The organism is Streptomyces sp. NPDC001348, assembly GCF_053597535.1.
The window spans coordinates 150284-172296 of sequence record NZ_JBSFIK010000013.1 but is presented as its reverse complement, the minus strand read 5'-3'; the positions used below and the strand labels follow the sequence as shown (position 1 = coordinate 172296).

The following is a 22013-nucleotide window of genomic DNA, read 5'->3' as shown; positions in this document are numbered from 1 at the left end:
GGGATCACTTCCGGCCCGCGTCAACGGTCGCGACGGCCCCCTTCAGGCGCGCAGCGCTCCCATCCGTCCCTCGAGACGGGTCAGCAGCTCTGCCAGCAGGCCCGCCAGTTCCCCCTGCCCGTCCGGCGCCAGCACGGACAGGACCGCGGTCTCGTAGGCGAGTTGCTCGGGGAGGATGCCGTCCACCAGGGCGCGGCCGGCGTCGGTGAGACGGAGGTGGGCCACCCGGCGGTCCCGGGTGTCGACGCGGCGCTCGACCAGCCCCCGCTCGGTGAGCTGCTTGAGGCGCTTGGTGACGGCCGCCCCGGAGGAGAAGGTCTCCCGGGCCAGCTCGCTCGGGGTCAGTTCGTGGCCGGTGCGGCGCAGGGCGCCGAGCAGGTCGAACTCGGGGCGGCTGAGCCCGGCCCGGCGCAGGGGCGCGTCCTCCGCCTGCTGCAGGAGGGCGGCGCAGCGGTTGATGCGGCCGATGACCTCCATCGGGCCGGTGTCCAGCTCGGGGTGGACGGCCCGCCACTGCCGGACGACCGCGGCGACGGTGTCGCCCCTCGCCGTGTCGCCGTCGGTCGCCGGTCGTCCGCTCGTCCCCGTCATGGCTGTACGTCCTCCGTGGTCCTCGCCCGAGCCGAGCGGCCGGGCCCTGTCGTCGGATTCCCGTCGTCGCCCGGTGCGTCGAGAGGGCGTGCCGGGCGTCGCGGGGCGGACGGGACGACGGGTCCCAGCCCCTGGTGCCGTACCGTCGCGGCGAGCGTACGGTGTCCGGACTGCTCGGCGAGCACGACCCGCTCCTGCGGCAGGGCGCGCTGCCACCACTCGCCGGACGCGGCGTCGGCCGTGGCGCGCAGTTCCACCAGGGCGGCGGCCAGCGAGCGGCGGGCCGTTTCGAGGAGCCGGGGGTCGGGAGACGGCTCGGCGAGCAGACGGGCGGCGCGTTCACGGGCCCGCTCGGCGGTGGTCAGGGCGTGCTGGAGGCGGTCGCCCGCCCGACGGTTGGTGACGGCGACGGCGGCGGCGAAGCCGACGAGCGCGCCGAGCAGGGTGTCCGCGACCCGGTCGCCGATCAGCGCCGCGGAGTCCTGGGTCCGGGTGAACTCGGTGACGAACAGCGCCATCGGGGTGACACAGACGCTGCCGAGCCAGTAGTTGCGGGCCATCAGCGCCTCGGCGCCGAAGTTGAGCGCGAGGCAGCACAGCACCAGGGCCGCCGGGTGCAGGTGGACCAGCGGGACCAGCGCGGCGAAGACCAGCACGCCGAGGAGGTTGCCGACGACGCGCTGCACGGCCCGGCGCCAGGTGAGGGTGACGTTGGCCTGGTAGAGGGAGGCGGCGGTGACGACGGCCCAGTAGGGGCGGCCGACACCGAGGGCCAGGGAGACGTAACCGGCGAGTGCGCAGCCGATCGCGGTGCGCGCGGCGATCGGGGCCAGCGGACCGAGGGCCCGCCACCAGGCCGGGTCCGGGGCGGCGCGTTCGGTGTCCACGCCGAGGAGTTCGTCGGCGTCAACGGCCTCCGCGACGTCGGGCCGGGGTACCCGGCCGGTCCCGCGCAGGGCCCGTGCCCAGCCGCGCAGCCGCTCCGGGTCGGTGTCGGCGGGTGCGACGAGGGCGACCTCCGCGCGCACGAGCAGTCGCTCGAGGGCGCGGCGGGTGCGGTCGGCGCGGGCCCCTGCGGCCAGTGTCGACTGCCATGCCGCGTGCACGGCGGCGGCCGCTGCGGCACGGGTGCGGGCGTGGCCGTCGCCGGTGCCGCCCGTGTCGGCGTACGCGGCGGCCGCGTCGAGGGCCAGGGCGGTGGCGCGACGTTCCGGGCCGTAGGGACGCAGCAGGCCCGGCGCCATGCCGACCAGCCAGGCCCAGACGCCCGCGCCCACGGCGGGTGCGAGGTGGCCGGGCACCTGGCCGAGGGTCTGCGGGGCGAACAGGGCCGCCGAGCTGACGAAGGTCAGGACGACGTTTCCGGGCGGGCCGACACGGGTGGCGTCGCACACCGCCTTCTGCACGGCGGCCAGGAGGGCACCGACGGTGACCAGGACGACGGCGTCGGTGGTGAGCGACGCGCTGAGCAGGGCGGCGGCGAGCCCGGCCAGCATGCCCAGCACCACCCATGCCAGGGCGCGGGCCCGGGCCGGGTAGGGGCGGTTGTGGCCGTAGAGGGCGCACAGCGATCCGGCCATCGTGTACATCGCGAGGTCCAGCCTGCCGAGCGCGAGCAGGGCCAGGTTCGGCGGGGCGATCGCGGCGACCACGCTCAGCGCGGGCTTGAACCAGATGTCGGAGGGGCGCCCCAGGCGGAGGACGCCGACGAGGGGGAGGCGGTGGGGGCGGTGAGGGCGCGCACGGCTCATGGACATAAATTTAGCATGTGTTTCACCCGTAAATCATCTCCCTGCAAGCGCCCTCGCCCGCCGTGCTCCGCGGAGTGCTCCCGTGCACCCCGATGCGCTCGCGTGCCCGCCGCACGGACGGGGCATCGCATCCCTCGACCGACAGTGGAGCGCGGAGGTGCGCGTGCACGGACCGACTTCGCCCGGCTGGCTGCTGGTGGTGCTGTGCGCGGTGACCGGGGCCTACTGCCTGCTGCGGATGCGCAGCAGCGTCGAGGAGCAGCGCCGTGCCGCGGGCGGCGAGGCGCTCATGGGCTTCGGCATGGCCGCGATGGCCGTACCGGGCGAGGTGTTCAGCCCACCGGCGTGGACCTGGCCGCTGTACGCGGCCGTGTTCGGGGCGGCGGCACTGCGTGCCCTGTGGGCCGTGCGCAGCAGCCCGCACCATCTGCATCATCTGGTGGGCAGCGCGGCCATGGTCTACATGGCGGTCGTGATGTCGGCCTCCCCCGGTTCTCCCGGCTCCCCCGGCTCGCACCACGCGCACGGCGGCACGGGGGTCCCCCTGCTGACGGGCACGCTGCTCCTCTACTTCACCGGCTATGTGCTGCTCAGCGGAGTCCGACTGGTCCCCGTCCCCGCGGCGGCCGGCGGGCGGACCGTCCGCTGGGGTGACCGGCCGGAGCTGGCGCGGGCGTGCCGGCTGTCGATGGGGATCGCGATGGTGGCCATGCTCCTGTCGCTCTGAGCCGTGCTCCTGTCGCCCTGAACGTACCCGGCCGCTGTGCGCCCGGGCGTTGCCTGCGTCACTTTGCCGCGACGGACCGTACCGCTCGGTAGCGCGCCGCTCCTAGAGTGCTGCCCATGATGGTCCCCGCGGCACTGCTGCTGCTCGGCGTCCTGACCGCCGTCGCCGGTCCACGGCTGCTCGCCCGGGCGGACTGGACGGATCGTGAACCGGTGGTCGCCCTGTGGGCGTGGCAGTGCGTCGTCGCGGCCGTCCTGCTGTGCTGCGCGTTGTCGATGACGCTCAGCGCGGCCGCCGCCTGGCAGGCGGTGCGGGGGCATGTGTTCGCCTCGGCGCCGAGGGCCGTCGTGGACGCGTACGCCTTCGGCACGGCCGGCCCCTGGGCGGCGGCGACCGCGGTCGCGCTGGCGTGCGGCGGGCTGTGGAGCGCGGCGATGCTGGTCCGCGAGGTGACGCTGACCAGCATCCGGCGGCGCCGGACGCGGGCCGAACTCCACGTACGCGCACCGCTGCTGCCCGGTGAGGAGCCCTCGGGCGGCCGTCTGGTGGTGCTGGAGGGCGAGCGTCCGGACGCCTGGTGGCTGTCGGGCGCCACGCCCCGACTGGTCATCAGTACGGCCGCGTTGCGCCGGTTGAAGGGGCGGCAGCTGGACGCGGTCGTCGCCCACGAGCAGGGACACGCGCAAGCCCGCCACGACTGGCTGCTGCACTGCTCGGCCGCGCTGGCGGGCGGCTTTCCGCAAGTTCCGGTGTTCGCCGCGTTCCGCGACGAGATGCACCGGCTGGTCGAACTCGCCGCCGACGACACGGCCTCCCGCCGCTTCGGCCGCCTGACGACCGCGTTGGCGCTGGTGGAACTCAACGAGGACCGGGGCGTGTTCGCTCCCGGCCCCGGTCGGCACGCACACGTTCCGCAGCGCGTGCACCGCCTCCTCACTCCCCCGGACCGCCTCACGGCCATGCGCCGCCTGCGCCTGACCGCGGCGGCGGCCGTGGTGCCGGTGATTCCGGTGCTGGTGGCCCTGGTACCGGGGCTGCGGGCGCTGGGGTAGCGGGCGGGCCCGTCAAGGTAGCGGGCGGGCCCGTCAAGCGGGACAGGGCCGTGGAACCGGACAGGCCCGTGGAGCTGGAAAGGCCCGGGATTGGCCTCCTCCCGTGTGCTTCGGCGAAGATCGCAGCATGGCCCACCCGTCCCTCGTGTCCCCGTCCCGCCCGCGGGAGTACCGCGCGGCCGCCCTCACCGCCACGGTCCTCGCGCTGTGTTCCGTGCTCCTGCTGACGCTGGTCGCGAGCAGATGGCATCCCCTGGTGGCCCTGGACGGGGACGTCTCGCGCACCACCCACCGGTGGGCGGTCGACGAGCACGGTGTGACGCACACCTTTCGCATCCTGACCGACTGGGTCTGGGACCCGCTGACGATGCGCCTGGTGTGCGCGGCGGCCGCGGTGTGGCTGGTGTGGCGCCGCTCGGCGTGGTGGACGGCCGTGTGGCTGGCGGTGACCTGCGCGCTGGCCACGGTGGTGCAGCAGACCCTCAAGGACGCCGTCGGCCGTCCCCGCCCGGTCTGGCGGGACCCCGTCGACTCCGCCCACTACGCCGCGTTCCCCTCGGGGCACGCCATGACCGCCACGGTGGTCTGCGGCCTCCTGCTGTGGCTGCTCCACCGCTTCGGCGCCGGACGCGCACTGCGGCGTACGGCCCTCGCCCTCGCCGTCCTCTCCGTGGCGGGCGTCGGCCTGACCCGGGTGTGGCTGGGTGTGCACTGGCCGTCGGACGTGGTCGGCGGCTGGCTGCTCGGGGCACTCATGGTGGCGCTGGCGATCATGGTGTACGAGTCGCCGTGGGGCGCTCGGGCACGCGCCCACTGACGCCCGCGCGGCCGCGGCCCGGCCCCGGTCCGCTCGGCGGGCCGTCGGTCGTCGCGGACTCGGGCCGCAGAGGGCGGCGGTGCCCTCACGGCGGTGAGCGGCGCACCCCGAAGGCGCGCATCCGGTACGTCCGCGATACGGCGGCCCGTACGGCCCGTGACCGCCGTCCCCGGCCGTGAGGGCGCGGGTAGAGTCCGGCGCATGACCGCCGTCCTCTTCGACTTCTCCGGGACCCTGTTCCGTGTCGAGTCCACCGAGTCCTGGCTGCGCGCCGTACTGGCCGAATCGGCGCTGGAGCTGCCCGAGCGCGAACTGACCGAGGCGGCAAGCGCGTTGGAAGCCGCCGGGGCGTTGCCCGGCGGGGCGGCCCCGGCCGAGCTGCCCGCGGAACTGGCCGGACTGTGGGCGGTCCGGGACCAGAGCGCCGCGCTGCACCGGGCTGCGTACACCGGTCTGTCCCGCCGGGTGCCGCTACCCGATCCGGGGCTGCACGACGCGCTGTACGAGCGGCACATGTCCCCACGGGCCTGGGCGCCGTACCCGGACGCGGCCGAGGTGCTGCGCGCCCTGCGCGAGCGCGGGATCGGAGTGGCCGTGGTCAGCAACATCGGCTGGGACCTGCGCCCGGTGTTCCGGGAACACGGCCTCGACGCGTACGTCGACACGTACGTGCTGTCGTACGAACACGGCGTCCAGAAGCCCGATCCCCGGCTGTTCGCCACGGCCTGCGAGGCGCTCGGCGCCGACCCCCGGGGCGTGCTGATGGTCGGCGACAGCCGGCCCGCCGACGGCGGTGCGGCGGCCCTCGGGTGCCGGGTGCACTTCGTGGACCACCTGCCGGTGTCCGAACGCCCGGACGCGCTGCTGCCGGTGCTGGACCTGGTGGACATGCCGAGCCGCCCGCCTGAGACGATCCCCCGCGTCGCCCCAGACGGACGGCAGCCCTGAGCGGGCCCCGCGCGAGGCGGCGTCCGGTACGTTGAGTATAGTTGGCTGGCAGCCAGTCAACGCAGGAGTTACAGCATGTCCCCGCGCAGCGCCTCGGTCAATGAAGAGTTGCGGCGGCGTTCCCGGGAACGGCTCCTGCAGGCCGCCGTCGAACTGGTCGGCGAGCACGGGTACGAGGCCACGACCTTGGGAGACATCGCGGACCGGGCGGGCTCGGCACGCGGACTGGTGTCGTACTACTTCCCCGGCAAACGCCAGCTGGTGCAGTCCGCCGTGCACCGGCTGATGCACCGCACGCTGGAGGAGGCGCTGGAGCGCGAGCCGCGTACCGACGACGGGCGGGAGCGGCTGGCGCGGGCCATCGACGCGATCCTGGGCCTGGCCCGGGACCGGCCCGTGCTGATGCGTCAGCACATGGCCGGCCTCCTCCAGGCCGAGGGCCTCGTCCCGTGCCCGGATCAGCGGCGCCTGTCCGAGCTGCTCGGCGACACGGTCGCCAGGTACGGCTCCCCCGACGTCCGGGCCGACTACCCCCTGCTGCGCGCGCTGCTGATGGGCGCGGTGTACGCGGCACTGGTCCCGGGCGTGCCGATGCCGATCCCCACGCTGCGGGACGAGCTGTTCAAGCGTTACCGCCTGGACTGGGAGCTGGGCGTACCGCCCGGGGCTCAGGCCGCCGAGGGTCAGTGCGAGAAGGATCTGTCCCGGTTCTTCGCGACGGAGGAGCGGGTGCGGGACGAGCGGGGCGCCCGCTAGCGCGTCACTCCACCGGCCCTGTCCGGGGGGTCGTCCCGGTGGGATGCTGGAGCCATGCGTGTGGCCGTGGTCGGCTCCGGGCCGAGCGGGTGTTACACCGCCCAGAGCCTGGTCCAGCTGGATTCCGAGGTGTGCGTCGACGTACTGGACCGCCTGCCGTGTCCGTACGGGCTGGTGCGCTACGGGGTGGCTCCGGACCACGAGAAGATCAAGTCCCTCCAGGGCAGTCTGCGGACGGTGCTGGAGCACGACCGGGTGCGGTTCCTCGGGGGCGTACGGGTCGGCGGGCCCGGCGGGGTGGCGGTGGAACGGCTGCGGGAGCTGTACCACGCGGTCGTGTACTGCGTGGGCGCCGCGACCGACCGGCACCTCGGCATTCCGGGTGAGGAGCTGCCGGGCAGCTGGTCCGCGACCGAGTTCGTGGCCTGGTACAGCGCACATCCCGACGCGGTCGAGGCCGGTTTCCTGACCGGGGTCCGGTCGGCCGTGGTCATCGGCGTGGGCAACGTGGCCGTGGACGTCACCCGGATGCTGGCCCGCGGCGCGGCCGAACTGAGCCCGACGGACATGCCGCAGGCGGCGCTGACCACGCTGGCGGCGAGCGGGGTGCGGGAGGTCCTGATGGTGGGCCGGCGCGGTCCCTCCCAGGCCCGTTTCACCACCAAGGAACTGCGCGAGCTGGGCAGTCTGCCCAGCACCGAGGTCACCGTGGACCCGGCCGAGCTGGCACTCGATCCGGCGTACGCCGACCCCTCCGGGCTGCCCGCGCCGCAGCGGCGCAACATCGAGGTACTGCGCGGGTGGGCGGCCCGGCCGCCCGCGGAGGCGGCGCACCACATCCGGCTGCGTTTCTGTCTGCGCCCCGTCGAACTCCTCGCCGAAGGCGGACGCGTCGGCGCGGTGCGCTTCGAGAGGACCGTGCCGGACGGGCAGGGCGGCGTCACGGGCACCGGCCGGTTCGAGGACGTGGCGGCCCAGTTGGTGCTGCGCTCGGTCGGCTACCGGGGAGTACCGCTGGAGGGGCTGCCGTTCGACGCGGCGAGCGGCACGGTGCCGAACGCGGCGGGCAGGGTGCTGCGCGGGTCCGAGGTGTCACCGGGCGAGTACGTGTCGGGCTGGATCAAGCGCGGCCCCACGGGCGTCATCGGCACCAACCGCCCGTGCGCGAAGGAGACGGCGTCGTCCCTGCTCGCGGACGCCCCCGCACTCGCCCGCAAGGCCGTCCCGGACGATCCCGTCGCGGCGCTGCGGGCGGCCGGGATCGAGCCGGTGCCGTGGGAGGGCTGGCAGGCGATCGAGCGCGCCGAGGCGGCGCTCGGGGCCTCGCTCGGACGGAGCGTGGTCAAGCTGGCCGACTGGGAGTCACTGCTGGCGGCGGCACGGACGGCGGCCCCTTGAGGAATCGGTGGGTGCACCGGCCTTCCCAGTAGCGCTGCGACGCGCCGCGGAGTGCGAGCGCTCGACGTCCGTGAAGACCGCGCCTTGCGAGGTGGTCGGCTTGCAAAAACGGAACGGCGTTCCATATTGTTCCGGAACAACGTTCCGTTTCTTGCGGGTGCCGGAGCGGGGACCGGCGGCCAAGCCATGTCCTCCGCCGCTCTTCCCTGCCCCGCAGCCCGGTTTCCACGGAGGACCACCGTCATGCAGTACCGCACCTTGGGCCGTACCGGCGTCCAGGTCAGCTCCCTCTCGCTCGGCGCGATGAACTTCGGCCGGATCGGCCGTACGGGGCAGGACGAGGCGACCGCCCTCGTCGACGCCGCCCTCGAGGCCGGCGTCAACCTCATCGACACCGCCGACATGTACGGTGACGGAGAGTCGGAGGAGATGGTCGGCAAGGCCATCGCGGGCCGTCGCGACGACATCGTGCTGGCCACGAAGGCGGCCATGCCGATGGGCGACGAGCGCAACCACCGCGGCGGTTCACGCCGTTGGCTGGTCACCGCGCTGGACGACAGTCTGCGCCGTCTCGGCGTCGACCATGTCGACCTCTACCAGATCCACCGTTGGGACCCCGCCACCAGCGACGAGGAGACCCTGTCGGCCCTCACCGACCTCCAACGCGCGGGCAAGATCCGCTACTTCGGCTCCTCCACCTTCCCGGCCCACCGCATCGTGCAGGCCCAGTGGGCCGCGCGCGAACACCACGTGGGCCGTTACGTCACCGAGCAGCCCAGCTACTCGATCCTGCAGCGAGGCATCGAGAGCCACGTCCTGCCGGTGACCGAGGAGTACGGGCTCGGCGTGCTGGTGTGGAGCCCGCTCGCCTCGGGCTGGCTGTCCGGCGCCGTCCGCGCGGGCCGGGACATCACCACCAGCCGCTCGGCGTTCATGCCGGACCGCTTCGACACGACCCTGCCGTACAACCGGGACCGCCTCGACGCCGTGGAGCGCCTTGCGAAGGTCGCCGACGAGGCCGGGCTGACGATGATCCAGCTCGCCCTCGGCTTCGTCACCGCGCACCCCGCCGTGACCAGCGCGCTGATCGGCCCGCGCACCCTGGACCATCTGCACGCGCAGCTCGCCGCGGCGGACACGGTGCTCTCCGCCGACGTTCTGGACGCGATCGACGCCGTCGTCGTCCCCGGCACCGACCTGGCCCCCCACGAGAAGTACGACACCCCGCCGGCACTGCTCGACGCGTCACTGCGCCGACGGGGCTGAACGGAACCGCCCGGGCGCCCCAAAGCAGTCGTGAAAACGCCGGCCGCTCAGAGACCTGTCGCGGACCGGACGAGGCCGGCGACGGCTCTGGACCGGCTGTGCGGGGGCCAGGCGATCACCGTGGTGACCGCCGGTGCGTCCAGTACCGGCACCGTGGCGAGGGTGTCCCCCAGCTGCGCTCGGCACGACTCCGGCAGGATCGCGCAGGCACGGCCGAGCGCGATCAGCTGGAGCAACTGCGCGTGGTCCCGGACCTGCGGACCGGGGCCGTCCGGGTAGATGCCGCCGGGGCCGGGCCAGCGTGGCATCGGCAGGCCCGGCAGGTCGGCGACCTCGGCCGTCCGCACATGAGCCCGGCCCGTGAGGTGATGTCCGGCCGGCAGGACCACCACCTGCCCCTCCTTGCGCAGTTCTTCGGTGTCCAAGCCGACCGTGGCGTCGAACGGCCGGTGCAGCAGAGCCACGTCGGCCCGGCCGTCGCGCAGCAGCCGTTCCTGCTCGCCGATACCGCACAGGAGCACGTCGACGGTGACCGCATCGGGTTCCGCGGCATAGGCGTCGAGCAGTCGGGCCAGCAGTTCACCGGACGCGCCGGCCTTCGCGGCGAGGACCACGCCGGCCCGGCCGGTCGCGGCGAGGGCAGCGCGGCGGGCGCGACGCTCGGCGGCCTCGACCGCGTCCAGGGCCGCCCGGCCCTCCTCCAGCAGCACCGCTCCGGCGTCGGTGAGGGTGACGGCGCGGCTGGTGCGTTCCAGCAGCGGCGCCCCGAGACGCCGTTCCAGCTGGCGGATAGCCCGCGACAGCGGAGGCTGCGCGATCCCGAGCCGCTGTGCCGCCCTCCCGAAGTGCAGCTCTTCCGCGACGGCGACGAAGTACCGCAACTCCCGTGTCTCCACGCCGCCATGTTATCCCCACCTGGATCGATACCCGCGCGGTATCGCCGCCCACCCGATCGGTGTTGGCCCGCTCCCGCCGGGCGCGGGCAGGATCAGTCCCATGAGTGAACAGACGATCGCGCTGGTGACCGGCGCGAACAAGGGCATCGGGTACGAGATCGCGGCGGGCCTGGGCGCCCTCGGCTGGAAGGTCGGTGTCGGCGCCCGGGACGAGCAGCGCCGCGAGGACGCCGTGGCGAAGCTGCGTGCGGCCGGCGTGGACGCGTTCGGCGTGCCGCTCGACGTGACCGACGACGCGAGCGTGACCGCCGCCGCCGGGCTGATCGAGGACGCCGCCGGACGCCTCGACGTGCTCGTCAACAACGCCGGCACAACCGGCAACGCACCGCAGATGCCCACCACGGTGGACCCCGCGACGGTACGGGCGGCCGTGGAGACCAACGTCATCGGCGTCATCCGCGTCACCAACGCCATGCTGCCGTTGCTGCGCCGCTCGGCGTCGCCACGGATCGTGAACATGTCCAGCAGCGTCGGCTCGCTCACCCTGCAGACCACTCCGGGTGCCGAAGTGGGTCCCGTCTCCGTCGCCTACTCGCCGTCGAAGACGTTCCTGAACGCCGTCACGGTCCAGTACGCCAAGGAACTGGGCGACACGAACATCCTGATCAACGCCGCGTGCCCCGGCTACTGCGCGACCGACCTCAACGGTTTCCGCGGGTTCCGCACCCCGGAACAGGGTGCGGCCGTCGCGATCCGGCTCGCGACCCTGCCGGACGACGGCCCGACCGGCGAGTTCTTCGACGACGAGGGACCCGTGCCCTGGTGACCTGCGGCGACCACCGGCGCCGGGGCGGCGGTACGGGCTGGTGGGCCGGCCGCGGCCGCGCTCCCTCCCGCCGCTCGTCTCCGGCGCGGTGGTCCTCCGGCAGGGCCGCTCTCAGCCCTTGCGGAACAGCCCGCTCGGCACCGCGGCGGCCAGCTTCCCGTACCCCGTCGGGTTCAGGTGCAGCCAGTCGCCGTCATGCAGGGCCGGCTGCAGGCGTCGTGGGTTGTCCGGGTCCCGTACCGCACGGTCGAAGTCGATGACCGCGTCGAAGTGGCCGGGGGTGCGGATCCAGGCGTTGACGAGCTGCCGGGAGGCCTCCCGCTCGCCCGCCGTGTCGTCGTAGAAACTGCCCCCGAAGGGCGTCACGGTGGCGCCGTAGACGCGGATGCCCTGGGCGTGTGCGCGGACGACGATCTGCCGGTAGGCGGCGATCAGGTCGTCGGTGACCCGGCGCTGGGCATCGGGTGTGGCGTCGGCGGTGCCTATGTCGTTGACGCCCTCGAACACGATCAGCCACGAGACCCCGCTGCGGGAGAGGACGTCGCGGTCGAGGCGGGCGAGGACATTGGGGCCGAGCCCGTCGTTGAGGACGCGGTTGCCGCCCGCGGCCTGGTTGAGCACGGCGATGCGGGAGATCGCGGCACGGCTCTGGAGCCGGTCGAAGAACTGGTCGGGCCAGCGGTCGTTGCCGTTGGTGGTGGAGCCGCGGCCGTCGGTCAGGGAGTCGCCCAGGATCGCCAGGGCCTGGGTGGTTCCGGGTGACAGGACCTCCACGTCGCTCAGCAGGTACCAGTGGTTGACGGGGGTCGCGCCCGGCAGGTCCTGGTCCTGGGTGTGGTCGCCGCCGGTCAGGTACGAGGTGGTGCGCGAGCCCGGGTGGGAGGTGAGCGAGAGCGACGGCTGGCCCTGCGCCAGGTACGCCGTGACGGTCAGGGGGGAGCCGGCCCGCAGGTCGAGGGCGAGGGGATCGGAGACGACCTGGGCACCCACGGGCACGGTCGTGGCGGCATGCCCCGAGAAGGTCACCCGGCGGGTGCTGCCGGGCTCGATCGCGCTGCCCCCCACCTTTCCGCCCTGTGGCAACGCCACGGTCACCGCGGTGAGCGGCAACGGGGTGTCACCGTAGGCGTTCGAGAAGCGCAACCGGATGCGGTGCCCCCCGGTGGAGATCCGCAGGGTCTGCCGCAGGGTCGTGTCGGCCAGGACCGACTTCTCGCCCGTGAACGGGGCGGGCGGCAGGTTGGCGGGTTCGGTGAGCTGCGGCATCGCGGTCCAGGTGTTCACCCAGTGCGGGCCCGAGGGCTGCTGGGCGGTGGCTTGCGGTGCGGTGGATCCGGACCTGACCAGCGCCGTGAGCGCCGACGACGTCACCACGAGGGCGAGGGCGAGGACGCAGGTGCTGACGAGTGTGGCGAGCGGGACACGTCTGGGCGGCTTCACTGGGCCCTTCCTGTACGGGGTGGGCGGGTGCGCGCCGTACTCCCCTCCGGCGCGCACCCGGGTCTGTCAACTGACGGTGCAGGCGGTTCCGTTGAGGGTGTATGCGGTGGGAGCGGCACTGTTGCCGGTGTGCGTCGCCTGGTAGCCGATGCTGACGCTCGCGTTCGGCGCGATCGTGCCGTTGTAGGAGACGTTCGTGGCCGTCACCGCTCCGGAGGACGGACTGTAGGTGGCGCTCCAGCCGCCCGTGATGGTCTGGCCGGCGGGGAGGGTGAAGCCCAGTTTCCAGCCGGTGACCGCTGTCGTCCCGGTGTTGGTGATGGTCACCGAGGCGGTCAGGCCCGTGCTCCAGGCGTTGGTGCCGACCGTCACCCTGCAGGGCCCGGCGGGAGGCGGTGGCACGGTGCCGCCGCTGTCGAGGCCGAAGAAGCGCAGCGCGCGGGCCGCCATGCCGTAGGTGTACAGGTTGTGGCCGACGCCCTGAAGGCTGACGGCCTCGACGGGGGCCTGGTCACCGGTGGAGCCGTAGCGGGTGCGGGTCCAGCCGGACTGGGGCGAGTCGGTGGCGGCGGGGGTCTGGCTCACGCCGAGGACGTCGGTCCACTGCTTGATCTCCTCCCCGAAGTTGGGGTAGCCCAGCACGTCGTCCTGGGTGCCGTGCCACAGCTGCATCCGCGGCCGGGGGCCGGTGTAGCTGGGGTAGGCGGCGCGGACCAGGTCGCCCCACTCCTTCGCGGTGTGGGTGAGGGTGCCGCCGGAGCAGGTGCTGTTCCACTCCGAGCCGTCGGTGGTGGCGAAGCAGCCGAAGGGCACGCCGGAGAACGCGGCGCCCGCGGCGAAGACGTCCGGGTAGTCGCCGAGCAGGACGTTCGTCATCATCGCGCCGGAGGAGATGCCGGTGACGAACACCTTGCCGGTGTCGGCCGAGTAGGTGCGGGTCGCCCAGTCCACCATGGACCTGATGCCGACGGGGTCGCTGCCGCCGCCGTGGCGCAGGGCCTGCGGGGAGGAGACGTCGAAGCACTTGCTGGCCCTGGTCACCGACGGGTAGACGACGACGAACCCGTACTGGTCGGCCAGTTGGGCCCACTCGGTGCCGGAGTACATCGCGGAGGCCGAGCCCCCGCACCAGTGGACGGCCACCACGATCGCCGGGTGCGTGGTGACGCCGCTCGGCACGTACACGTACATCTGCAGGTTGCTGGGGTTGTCGCCGAAGCCGGTGACCTCGGTGAGCGCGGCCGTGGGCACGGCGGTGGGGACGTCGGTGCGGGCGGCGGCCGGCGGCGCGGTGAGGAACACCGCCGCGAGCAGCGGGAGCAACGCCGCGAGGAGTGCGGTCAGGGTGCGGCGTAATGGCGCTGTGGGGGGCATGTCCTTGTCCCTTCCTGGTTCAGCAGGAGGAATCGGTTCTGGGTCGGCGTCCCGGGGCATGGTGGCATGGACATGGCCGCCATGGAAGCGCTCCCACGAGACTTGCCGACAACCCGGACAGTCCCCGTCGTCTTCTGCGCGAGGCGTTGACTAGAAAGCGCTTGCACTCTACGGTCCCGTTCAGCGACATGACCGCGGGGGCGGATGTTCCCCCGATATGGCCATCTGCTCCCCGTACGGCGTCCAACATCACGCACATAGTTCATGTACGCGACCCATGCGTGGCACCGCCAACCCGGCGGCGGCCACGCGGACGAGGGCACCGGGCACCCCCGCTCCGGCCACCCCACACACACGAGGAAGAAGGAATCGGGACATGACTTCTTCGACACGACCACGCACCCGTGGGCGCACCCTGACCGGCGCACTGGCAGCCGTCGGGCTTGCGGCTGTCATGATCATGACAGAAGGAGCGCTGACTCCGGCGAGTGCCGCCACCTGGCCCACCCCCAACGGCAGTCAGGCGGTCACCTCCACCATCTCGGTCTCCGGCACCAAGGACTACGGGATGAAGCGCCTGTACGGCAGCGGTGACCTGGGCACCGGCGGCCAGAGCGAGAACCAGGACCCCATCCTGGAACTGGCCCCCGGCACCGTCCTGAAGAACGTCATCATCGGCGCCCCCGCCGCGGACGGCATCCACTGCCTGGGCAGTTGCACGCTGCAGAACGTCTGGTGGGAGGACGTCGGCGAGGACGCGGCGACGTTCCTGGGCTCCTCCTCGTCGAACGTGTACACCGTCTCCGGCGGTGGCGCGAAGGAGGCCAGCGACAAGGTGTTCCAGTTCAACGGCGCCGGGACGCTCAACGTCTCGAACTTCGCGGTACAGAACTTCGGCAAGCTGGTCCGCTCCTGCGGCAACTGCAAGACGCAGTACAAGCGGACCATCAACCTCAACACCATCGAGGCGACCTACAAGGGCAGCGCGCTCGTCGGGATCAACACCAACTACGGCGACAGCGCGACACTGAAGAAGATCACCATCGTGGGTGACTCCGGCAAGAAGATCGTTCCCTGCCAGAAGTACATCGGCAACAACACGGGCAAGGAGCCGCCCAAGAACGGCTCGGGCCCGGACGGGACGTACTGCAAGTACTCGTCCTCCGACATCACCTACAGGTAGCCCCCCGACGGCGGTCGTGCGAGGCGCACCTGACGGCGCCTCGCACGACCGCCTCCCAGGCCCCGTACGCCCCTCAGCCGGTCATCCGCCCCCACTGCGGACCCAGCCGGGCCCACTCGGCGTCCCAGTCGGCCATGCGGCGGCGCTCGAGGCGGCCGCGCAGGGCCATGCCGGAGACGAAGGGGACGGCGGCGGCGCTGACGCCGACGAGGGTGCCGATCAGACCGGCGCGCAGGTGGGCCTGGGAGACCGAGGCGGGACGGGTGACCAGGCGGCCCTGCGGGTCGGTCCACACCGTGACCGGGGCGCCCGCCTCGCTGCCGGGCGCGACGCGGGCCTGGCCGGTGTGCGAGGAGCCGTCCGTCGCTTTCCAGCGCACCTCGGCCCACACCCGGTCACCGCTGTTCGCCTTCCCGGGGGCCTTCTCGGCGACCCTGGCCACGGCCGGGCGCCATTCGGCTCGCTCCCTGGCCAGCCCGTGCTCGACGGAGCCCGCTGCCGCCAGTCCCGACAGCACCCCGGTCAGCACGGTGAGCAGCCAGACGCCGAGCACCAGCCAGGCCTCCATCATGTCGGCACGGCGCTTGAGCGGGTTTCGCCGCCACCGCCACAGCCAGACCTTCGGACCACGGAACGCCTTCAAAGGCATCCTCCTCACGAGCGCACGGACAGACCGGCCGCCTTCCCGGCCGCCTTCCCATACGGGGGACACCCCTGTGTTGCTCAGGCCGAGCCCCCCACTCGACGGTCGCACGAGAGCGCGGTTCGCGCGGGCGTCTGGCCGGAAGACGCCCCACCGACCTTCACCACAGATCGACGCGACCCTTCTGACCTGCGGTGACGTAAGTTGCAGAGGTGACTGTCAGTGCGGGGGTGCAGACTGGCCCGTGTCTGAGAACTGCGTGTGACAAAGACGTCCCGGAGGTGATCGGCATGACCGAGGTTCTGCTCGCCGTGGGCACCCGAAAGGGCCTGTTCATCGGGCGGCGGCGAGGTGGCGCCTGGGAGTTCGACGAGAGTCCCTGCTTCAACGCACAGGCGGTCTACTCGGTCGCCCTGGACACCCGCGGCGGCGCCCCGCGGCTGCTGGCCGGTGGCGACAGCGCGCACTGGGGCCCGTCGGTGTTCCACTCCGACGACCTGGGCCGCACCTGGACGGAACCGGCCCGGCCGGCCGTCAGGTTCCCCAAGGACACCGGCGCCTCACTGGAGCGGGTCTGGCAGCTGCACCCGGCCGCCGCCGAGCCGGACGTGGTGTACGCGGGCACGGAACCGGCCGCGCTGTACCGCTCGGAGGACCGTGGGGAGAGCTTCGAGCTGGTGCGTCCGCTGTGGGAGCATCCCACCCGCTCGCAGTGGGTGCCGGGCGGCGGCGGTGAGGGACTGCACACCGTGGTGACCGATCACCGCGACCCTCGGGCGGTGACCGTCGCGGTCTCGACCGCCGGAGTGTTCCGCACCACGGACGGCTGTGCGAGCTGGACCCCGTCCAACTCCGGTGTGTCCGCGGTGTTCCTGCCGGACCCGAATCCGGAGTTCGGCCAGTGCGTGCACAAGATCGCCCAGGACTCGGCGAACCCGGACCGCCTCTACCTGCAGAACCACTGGGGGGTGTACCGCAGCGACGACAGGGGCGGGCACTGGACGGACATCGGCGCGGACCTGCCGTCCACCTTCGGCTTCGCGGTGGCCGCCCACCCGCACCGCGGTGGCACGGCGTACGTCTTCCCGATCAACGCCGACGCGGACCGGGTGCCCGCCGACCGCCGCTGCCGGGTCTTCCGCACCGGGGACGCGGGCAAGACCTGGGAACCGCTGACCGCCGGGCTGCCCCAGGAGGACCACTACGGCACGGTGCTGCGCGACGCGCTCTGCACGGACGACGCGGATCCGGCAGGCGTGTACTTCGGCAACCGCAACGGCGAGGTGTACGCCTCGGACGACGACGGGGACAGCTGGCGGCTGCTCGCGTCCCACCTGCCCGACGTGCTGTGCGTACGCGCCGCGGTCGTGGGCTGAGGCGCCCGGCGCGTCCCCGCCCTCGGCCAGGGGCAGCCCGCGGTACGTGGCTCGCCCCTGGCCGGCGGCGTCGCGGTGTCCCTGCCGGCGGCGGGCCGCTTGCCGGGCGGACCGGGGTATCGTGCGCGCCTGGACTACGGCAGTCGCCAGTCCACCGGTTGCGCCCCCTGTCCCAGCAGCAGGTCGTTGGCCCGGCTGAACGGGCGCGAACCGAAGAAGCCGCGGTCCGCCGACATCGGGGACGGGTGCGCGGACTCGATCGCCGGAAGATCCCCCAGCAGCGGCCGCAGATTGCGTGCGTCCCGCCCCCACAGGATGGACACCAGCGGTCTGCCGCGCGCGGCCAGCGCCCGGATCGCCTGCTCCGTGACTTCCTCCCAGCCCTTGCCCCGGTGTGCGCCCGGCTTGCGCGGGGCCGTCGTCAAGGCCCTGTTGAGCAGCAGCACGCCCTGCTGCGTCCAGGGTGTCAGATCACCGTTCGACGGCCTGGGCAGCCCGAGGTCCGAGTGCATCTCCCGGAAGATGTTCTCCAGGCTTCCCGGCAACGAGCGCACCTCGGGCGAGACCGCGAAACTCAGCCCGATGGCCATCCCCGGGGTGGGGTAGGGGTCCTGACCCACGATCAGGACGCGGACGTCGTCGAACGGCTGCTGGAAAGCCCGCAGGACGTTCGCACCGGACGGAAGATAGGTCCGGCCCGCCGCTATCTCGGCCCGGAGGAAGTCCCCCATGGCCGCGATACGTTCGGTCACAGGTTCGAGAGCCTTCGCCCAGCCTGCTTCGACAAGTTCGTGCAAGGGTCGTGGTGCCACGGCGCGTCACTCTACTGGTACGCATCGGCCCCCGGCGCAGACGCAGAAGCGTCACGCTCGGCCGCCGCTCGTGGCATCCGGTATGCGGGACAGCCGGTGGACCGGCGCCTGCCGTTCTGTCCACCCGCGGACCGTCCGGCCGCCCTGGCCTCCTTCGCGCCCCGGGTGGTGGCGGACCTAGCCGGAGGCGATCCGGTCGCGGCCGGGATCCTGCGTGCGGGCGGGCAGCCCACCCTGCCCGGTGATGAGGCGTTGTCGTACATGGTTACCACAAAAGCGGATTGACTCCCCTGGTGGACGAAGTGTCAGTGAAGTGACCGAAAGGTGAAGGGATCACTTCCGATCCGTCCGTAACTCATCAGACAAAACCGGACGGATACCGCTCACCTGCACCCTCCCCGAACAGAGAAGCCCAGGAAGCCAGTAACATGCGGCGCCATGAGCTCCCCCACTGGGCCCGCGTCCGGCCTGCCAGTACGAATGCCGCGACCCCGCCAGCCCGGGCGGCACCGCCGCCCCGAACCGCTGGTGGCTCCCGAGGGCGCGCCCGCGCTCGTCCTCGCCGTGCCCGGCACGCCCAGCGCCGCCACGCGCAGCCTCGTCGACGAGGTCGTGAGCATCGCCCGCTCCGAACTGCCCGGCCTCGATGCCCGGATCGGCTACCTGGACGGGGACGACGCGGAGTTCCCGACCCTGAAGTCCGTGCTCGCCCGTGCCGCCGACGAGCGCACGGCCCGCTACGAGCAGGCCGTGGCCGCCGGCGTCGACGTCAAGGAGCCCGACGGCCCTGTCGCCGTGGTCGTCCCGCTGCTGGCGGGCCCGGACAGTGCGCTGCTCCGCCAGGTCCGGCAGGCCCTCATGGAGAGCCGGGTCGCGGCCGAGCTGACCGACGTCCTCGGCCCGCACCCGCTGCTCGCCGAGGCGCTGCACGTGCGTCTGTCCGAGGCAGGCCTGGCCCGCGCCGACCGGGCCCGGCTGTTCACCGTGGCGACCGCCGCGGACGGCATCGTCCTGGCCTCCATCGGCGGTGACGAGGCCGTACAGGCGGCCGGGATCACCGGCATGCTGCTCGCCGCGCGGCTCGCCGTGCCGGTGATGGCGGCGGCCCTGGACCAGGAGGGCTCGATCGCCTCGGTCGCCGACCAGCTGCGCTCCTCGGGCTCGCAGAACCTGGCGCTCGCGCCGTACCTCGTCGGGCCGGAGATCGACGCCGGTCTGCTGCAGGCGGCCGCGGAGGAGGCGGGCTGCGCCATCGCGGAGCCGCTGGGCGCCTACCCGGCGATCGGCAAGCTGGCACTGGCCAAGTACACGACGGCCCTGGGGATCGCCCCGCAGCAGCCGCAGGGCACGCCGGTCCGCTGAGGCGGCACCGCCGCAGCGCGGCCGAAGGCCCGTTCCTCCTCAGGTGCGGGCCGATTCCCGGGTCCGGGCGGGGCCGGTTCAGTCGAGGACCACGCAGGACGCGGCGGGCACGTCCACGGACCCTTCGTAGCGTGGCATTCCGGTCGCCCGGTCGATCGTGAACCAGGTGACGTTCCCGGAGCGTTCGTTGGCCGCGTAGAGGACGCCCCGGGACCCGGCCAGGTCGCGCGGCCAGTCGCCGCCGCAGGGGACCGTGCCGATCAGGCGCAGGACCTCGCCCTCGACGGCGAACGCGGACAGCACGTCCGCACCTCGGGTGGCGATCCACACGTGACGGCCGTCGGGCGAGACGACGATGCCCGACGGGTAGGCGTCGCCGGCCGGGACGCCCGGGAGGACCCGGGTCTCGGTCAGCGGCTGCAGGGAACCGCTGTCGCCGTCCCAGCGGCACACGGTGACGGTAGGAGTGAGTTCGTTGACGACGTAGGCGTACCGGCCGTCCGGATGGAAGGCCAGGTGGCGGGGGCCGGAGCCGGGGCGCAGCGCGAACTCCCGGTGCAGCGCCGGGGCGCCCCGCCGGAGGGTGCACACCCGGACGGAGTCCGTCCCGAGGTCGACGCTCACGGCCCACCGGCCGCAGGGGGCGGGCTGGACCTGGTGGGCGTGCGGTCCGCGCTGACGCTTCTCGTGCGGGCCGGAACCGGTGTGCTGGAGCAGGCCGGACGGCGCGGCCGCGAGGGTGCCGTCGGCGCGCAGGGGTACGGCGGTGACGCTGCCCGAGCCGTAGTTGGCGGTCAGGACGTGCCCGTCGTGGAGGCTGAGATGGGTGGGTCCGCTGCCGCCGACCCGCACCGGGGACCCCGCGAGCTCCGGCCGCTCCCCGTGCACCCGGTAGGCGGCCACCGCGCCCTCGGCGGTCTCGCTGACCGCGTAGAGGATGTCCCCGCCGGGTGAGAGAGCCAGGTACGACGGGTCGGGAACGCCGTCGGCGCTGCCGAGCAGACTCAGCGCACCGGTGTGGGGATGCACCGCCGCCATGACGACCCCGGGCCCGCCCGCCGCCGTGAACGACCCGATGAACGCCCTGCGCCGCCGCGTGCCGTCCTCTGCCACTGCCGCCCCTTCCTCGCCGCGCCCGGGCATGCTCGCTCGGCCCGACGGTAGCAGTCGATCCCAGGCGGTCTAGACCAGGATCGAGGATCTTGGCGCGGCGCCCGGAGGGGGCCTGGCCCGGTCCCCTTCCGCGGAGTGCCCCCTCAGACCCCGGCCAGTCCCGCCCGCGGCGGGGTCCGCAGGGGCTCGGCGAGTTCCGCCAGGGCCCGTTCCACGCCGTGGAGGTGGGCCAGGGCGGGCTCGGCGGGCGGTTCGTCGAGGTCGGTGACGTGACGGGTGCCGCCGTCGGTGAGCGCCTCGACCGCCGCCTCCACCCGCCGGCAGGCGGCGGCCAGGCGGGCGTCGTGGGAGGCCTCCGGGTCGGCGGCCACCACGGCCAGGCCGCGGATCTCGCGGGCACAGTCGTCGAGCAGTGCGAGCACCCGGCGGGCCCGCCGCTTGCGGCCGAGGGCGGGATTGAGGGGGTGCACGAGCGGGGCGACGGAGAGCCGTACCCGGCCGAGCAACTGCTCCAGTTCGGTGACCCGGCGCGCGGGGTCCGCCGTCCGGTGGCCCGCGAGACGGGCGGCGGCCTCGGCGGTGCAGGCGTGGACGCAGCGCAGGGCGCGCTGGATCCAGGCGTCGGTGGTGGTGTGCGTGGTGACGGGAAGCACCAGCAGCACGGCCAGAACGGCCCCGAGGGCGCCCACGCCGGTCTCGGCCAGGCGCAGCGCGAGCAGGCCGGGGTCGAGCACTCCGAGGAGGCCGTAGAGGGACTCGGCGAGCAGCGTCACCCAGAGCATCATCCAGGTGTAGGACACGGCGGCGGTGTAGAAGACGCCGAAGACGGACACGGTGACGAGGACGGCCGTGGCGAGCGGCGCCCCGTGCAGCGGGACGACGACCAGCAGCCCCAGGGCGATGCCGATGACCGTGCCGAGGATCCGCCGGAAGCCGCGGACCAGCGTCTCGCCGCGCGAGGCCGTGTTCACGAAGATCCACCAGGTGGCGCCGACGGCCCAGTACCAACGCTGTCCGGACACCAGTTGGCCCACGACGAGCGCGAAGCCGGAGGCGGCGGTCGCCTGGACCGCCTGCCGGGTGGTCACGCGGGCCAGTCCGCTGCCGCCGGGCACGGCCGTTGCCGGGGCCGGCGGCAGCCGCCGCTCGTAGCACCACAGCCCGAAACGCACCGCCGCCGCGGTGAACAGGGAGAGCAGAACCGCGGCGTACAGCTCGGGCAGCCGTGCCGGGGTCGCGCGCAGGAACTGGGCCACGAAGAACGTCATGAAGGCGAACACGCCGAGGCTGTGACCGCGCGGCCCCCAGCGGCGCGCGTACACGCCCGCGCCCACCACGGCCAGGAAGGCGACGTCCCGGGCCACCGGGTGGTCGTGCAGCCCGGCCGCCACGGCAAGCACCGGCAGTCCCGCCACGGGCAGCAGCGCCGTCGTGACGGCCTGCCCCCGCACGGTGGCGTCGGTGACGGTGAACAGGGCGAGGAGGGCGGCCAGCCCGCCGGTGACGGCTCCCACGAGGGAGTGCCCGGCGAGCGCGCACACCGAGACCGCCGCACCGATCCCGAGCACGGCCCGCGCGGCGAACCTGAGCCGCAGCCGCCCCGGGTCCGAGGCCACGAACACCCTCTTCAGCACCGCTTCCCACCCCTTGCACTCCGGCACACAAAAGGCGCCGCGGGGGTC

Annotated in this window: 20 protein-coding genes; 11 read left to right on the top strand and 9 right to left on the bottom strand. The window is 73.4% G+C overall.

The genetic code is table 11. The annotated features are described in order from the left end of the window. Positions 1–42 precede the first annotated feature (42 nt). Both ACWC21_RS16620 and ACWC21_RS16615 read right to left on the bottom strand, forming a co-directional pair. Positions 43–591: a MarR family winged helix-turn-helix transcriptional regulator gene (locus tag ACWC21_RS16620; RefSeq protein ID WP_450882338.1), complete on the bottom strand. Its 549-nt coding sequence runs from the start codon at positions 589–591 to the stop codon at positions 43–45. Next, positions 588–2342, bottom strand: coding sequence for an FUSC family protein (locus ACWC21_RS16615; protein ID WP_450882336.1), 1755 nt, complete (start codon positions 2340–2342; stop codon positions 588–590). The genes ACWC21_RS16620 and ACWC21_RS16615 overlap by 4 nt, the downstream gene beginning before the upstream one ends. 163 nt (positions 2343–2505) lie before the next feature. Between ACWC21_RS16615 and ACWC21_RS16610 the strand changes: the two genes are divergently transcribed. The 7 genes from ACWC21_RS16610 (at position 2506) to ACWC21_RS16580 (ending at position 9306) form a co-directional block, all read left to right on the top strand. Continuing rightward, positions 2506–3069 carry a DUF5134 domain-containing protein gene (locus tag ACWC21_RS16610; protein ID WP_450882334.1) on the top strand — a complete coding sequence of 188 codons (564 nt, stop codon included), beginning with the start codon at positions 2506–2508 and terminating at the stop codon, positions 3067–3069. Between the two features lie 116 nt (positions 3070–3185). After that, positions 3186–4121 (top strand): M56 family metallopeptidase, encoded by a 936-nt coding sequence (locus ACWC21_RS16605; RefSeq protein WP_450882332.1) that lies wholly within the window; start codon positions 3186–3188, stop codon positions 4119–4121. Between the two features lie 127 nt (positions 4122–4248). Then, complete coding sequence (locus tag ACWC21_RS16600; protein ID WP_450882330.1) at positions 4249–4938, top strand: phosphatase PAP2 family protein; 690 nt, start codon at positions 4249–4251, stop codon at positions 4936–4938. Positions 4939–5139: 201 nt separating this feature from the next. After that, a complete protein-coding gene (locus ACWC21_RS16595) occupies positions 5140–5886 on the top strand; it encodes an HAD family hydrolase (RefSeq protein WP_450882328.1) in 747 nt (248 codons plus the stop codon). 75 nt (positions 5887–5961) lie between these two features. Continuing rightward, positions 5962–6642, top strand: a complete 681-nt coding sequence (locus ACWC21_RS16590; protein WP_450882326.1) for a TetR/AcrR family transcriptional regulator — start codon at positions 5962–5964, stop codon at positions 6640–6642. A 54-nt stretch (positions 6643–6696) separates the two neighbouring features. Further along, on the top strand, positions 6697–8040 hold the full coding sequence (locus ACWC21_RS16585) for an FAD-dependent oxidoreductase (RefSeq protein ID WP_450882324.1): 1344 nt from the start codon (positions 6697–6699) through the stop codon (positions 8038–8040). A 243-nt stretch (positions 8041–8283) separates the two neighbouring features. Beyond that, positions 8284–9306, top strand: a complete 1023-nt coding sequence (locus ACWC21_RS16580) for an aldo/keto reductase (protein ID WP_450882322.1) — start codon at positions 8284–8286, stop codon at positions 9304–9306. A gap of 47 nt (positions 9307–9353) precedes the next feature. Here ACWC21_RS16580 and ACWC21_RS16575 read toward each other — a convergent pair whose 3' ends face one another. Continuing rightward, complete coding sequence (locus ACWC21_RS16575; protein WP_450882320.1) at positions 9354–10202, bottom strand: LysR family transcriptional regulator; 849 nt, start codon at positions 10200–10202, stop codon at positions 9354–9356. A 100-nt stretch (positions 10203–10302) separates the two neighbouring features. On the opposite strand from ACWC21_RS16575, the gene ACWC21_RS16570 reads away from it, so the two are divergent. Next, positions 10303–11028 (top strand): SDR family oxidoreductase, encoded by a 726-nt coding sequence (locus ACWC21_RS16570; RefSeq protein ID WP_450882318.1) that lies wholly within the window; start codon positions 10303–10305, stop codon positions 11026–11028. Between the two features lie 111 nt (positions 11029–11139). Here the strand turns inward: ACWC21_RS16570 and ACWC21_RS16565 are convergent, their stop codons facing one another. Then, positions 11140–12468, bottom strand: coding sequence for an SGNH/GDSL hydrolase family protein (locus ACWC21_RS16565; RefSeq protein ID WP_450882316.1), 1329 nt, complete (start codon positions 12466–12468; stop codon positions 11140–11142). Between the two features lie 66 nt (positions 12469–12534). After that, complete coding sequence (locus ACWC21_RS16560; protein WP_450882314.1) at positions 12535–13842, bottom strand: extracellular catalytic domain type 1 short-chain-length polyhydroxyalkanoate depolymerase; 1308 nt, start codon at positions 13840–13842, stop codon at positions 12535–12537. Between the two features lie 376 nt (positions 13843–14218). Between ACWC21_RS16560 and ACWC21_RS16555 the strand changes: the two genes are divergently transcribed. Further along, complete coding sequence (locus ACWC21_RS16555; RefSeq protein WP_450882312.1) at positions 14219–15025, top strand: pectate lyase; 807 nt, start codon at positions 14219–14221, stop codon at positions 15023–15025. Between the two features lie 73 nt (positions 15026–15098). Here the strand turns inward: ACWC21_RS16555 and ACWC21_RS16550 are convergent, their stop codons facing one another. Continuing rightward, positions 15099–15674, bottom strand: a complete 576-nt coding sequence (locus ACWC21_RS16550) for an Rv1733c family protein (RefSeq protein WP_450882310.1) — start codon at positions 15672–15674, stop codon at positions 15099–15101. Between the two features lie 284 nt (positions 15675–15958). Here ACWC21_RS16550 and ACWC21_RS16545 point away from each other — a divergent pair, with 284 nt between their 5' ends. After that, positions 15959–17044 carry a WD40/YVTN/BNR-like repeat-containing protein gene (locus tag ACWC21_RS16545; protein ID WP_450882308.1) on the top strand — a complete coding sequence of 362 codons (1086 nt, stop codon included), beginning with the start codon at positions 15959–15961 and terminating at the stop codon, positions 17042–17044. A 134-nt stretch (positions 17045–17178) separates the two neighbouring features. Here the strand turns inward: ACWC21_RS16545 and ACWC21_RS16540 are convergent, their stop codons facing one another. Next, the gene (locus ACWC21_RS16540) at positions 17179–17856 is read right to left on the bottom strand and encodes a uracil-DNA glycosylase (RefSeq protein ID WP_450882306.1); all 678 of its coding nucleotides are present in this window, start codon (positions 17854–17856) and stop codon (positions 17179–17181) included. 438 nt (positions 17857–18294) lie between these two features. Here ACWC21_RS16540 and ACWC21_RS16535 point away from each other — a divergent pair, with 438 nt between their 5' ends. After that, positions 18295–19218: a sirohydrochlorin chelatase gene (locus ACWC21_RS16535; protein ID WP_450882304.1), complete on the top strand. Its 924-nt coding sequence runs from the start codon at positions 18295–18297 to the stop codon at positions 19216–19218. A gap of 78 nt (positions 19219–19296) precedes the next feature. Here the strand turns inward: ACWC21_RS16535 and ACWC21_RS16530 are convergent, their stop codons facing one another. Then, positions 19297–20361, bottom strand: coding sequence for a lactonase family protein (locus tag ACWC21_RS16530; RefSeq protein ID WP_450882302.1), 1065 nt, complete (start codon positions 20359–20361; stop codon positions 19297–19299). Between the two features lie 113 nt (positions 20362–20474). After that, a complete protein-coding gene (locus ACWC21_RS16525) occupies positions 20475–21965 on the bottom strand; it encodes an FUSC family protein (protein WP_450882300.1) in 1491 nt (496 codons plus the stop codon). Between the last annotated feature and the right edge of the window lie 48 nt (positions 21966–22013).

Bases quoted from the DNA above. Each gene is read 5' to 3' on its own strand.
- ACWC21_RS16620 (WP_450882338.1), bottom strand. From the start codon at position 591: ATGACGGGGACGAGCGGACGACCGGCGACCGACGGCGACACGGCGAGG.
- ACWC21_RS16615 (WP_450882336.1), bottom strand. From the start codon at position 2,342: ATGAGCCGTGCGCGCCCTCACCGCCCCCACCGCCTCCCCCTCGTCGGC.
- ACWC21_RS16605 (WP_450882332.1), top strand. From the start codon at position 3,186: ATGATGGTCCCCGCGGCACTGCTGCTGCTCGGCGTCCTGACCGCCGTC.
- ACWC21_RS16600 (WP_450882330.1), top strand. From the start codon at position 4,249: ATGGCCCACCCGTCCCTCGTGTCCCCGTCCCGCCCGCGGGAGTACCGC.
- ACWC21_RS16595 (WP_450882328.1), top strand. From the start codon at position 5,140: ATGACCGCCGTCCTCTTCGACTTCTCCGGGACCCTGTTCCGTGTCGAG.
- ACWC21_RS16590 (WP_450882326.1), top strand. From the start codon at position 5,962: ATGTCCCCGCGCAGCGCCTCGGTCAATGAAGAGTTGCGGCGGCGTTCC.
- ACWC21_RS16585 (WP_450882324.1), top strand. From the start codon at position 6,697: ATGCGTGTGGCCGTGGTCGGCTCCGGGCCGAGCGGGTGTTACACCGCC.
- ACWC21_RS16580 (WP_450882322.1), top strand. From the start codon at position 8,284: ATGCAGTACCGCACCTTGGGCCGTACCGGCGTCCAGGTCAGCTCCCTC.
- ACWC21_RS16570 (WP_450882318.1), top strand. From the start codon at position 10,303: ATGAGTGAACAGACGATCGCGCTGGTGACCGGCGCGAACAAGGGCATC.
- ACWC21_RS16560 (WP_450882314.1), bottom strand. From the start codon at position 13,842: ATGCCCCCCACAGCGCCATTACGCCGCACCCTGACCGCACTCCTCGCG.
- ACWC21_RS16555 (WP_450882312.1), top strand. From the start codon at position 14,219: ATGACTTCTTCGACACGACCACGCACCCGTGGGCGCACCCTGACCGGC.
- ACWC21_RS16550 (WP_450882310.1), bottom strand. From the start codon at position 15,674: ATGCCTTTGAAGGCGTTCCGTGGTCCGAAGGTCTGGCTGTGGCGGTGG.
- ACWC21_RS16545 (WP_450882308.1), top strand. From the start codon at position 15,959: ATGACCGAGGTTCTGCTCGCCGTGGGCACCCGAAAGGGCCTGTTCATC.
- ACWC21_RS16535 (WP_450882304.1), top strand. From the start codon at position 18,295: ATGAGCTCCCCCACTGGGCCCGCGTCCGGCCTGCCAGTACGAATGCCG.
- ACWC21_RS16530 (WP_450882302.1), bottom strand. From the start codon at position 20,361: ATGCCCGGGCGCGGCGAGGAAGGGGCGGCAGTGGCAGAGGACGGCACG.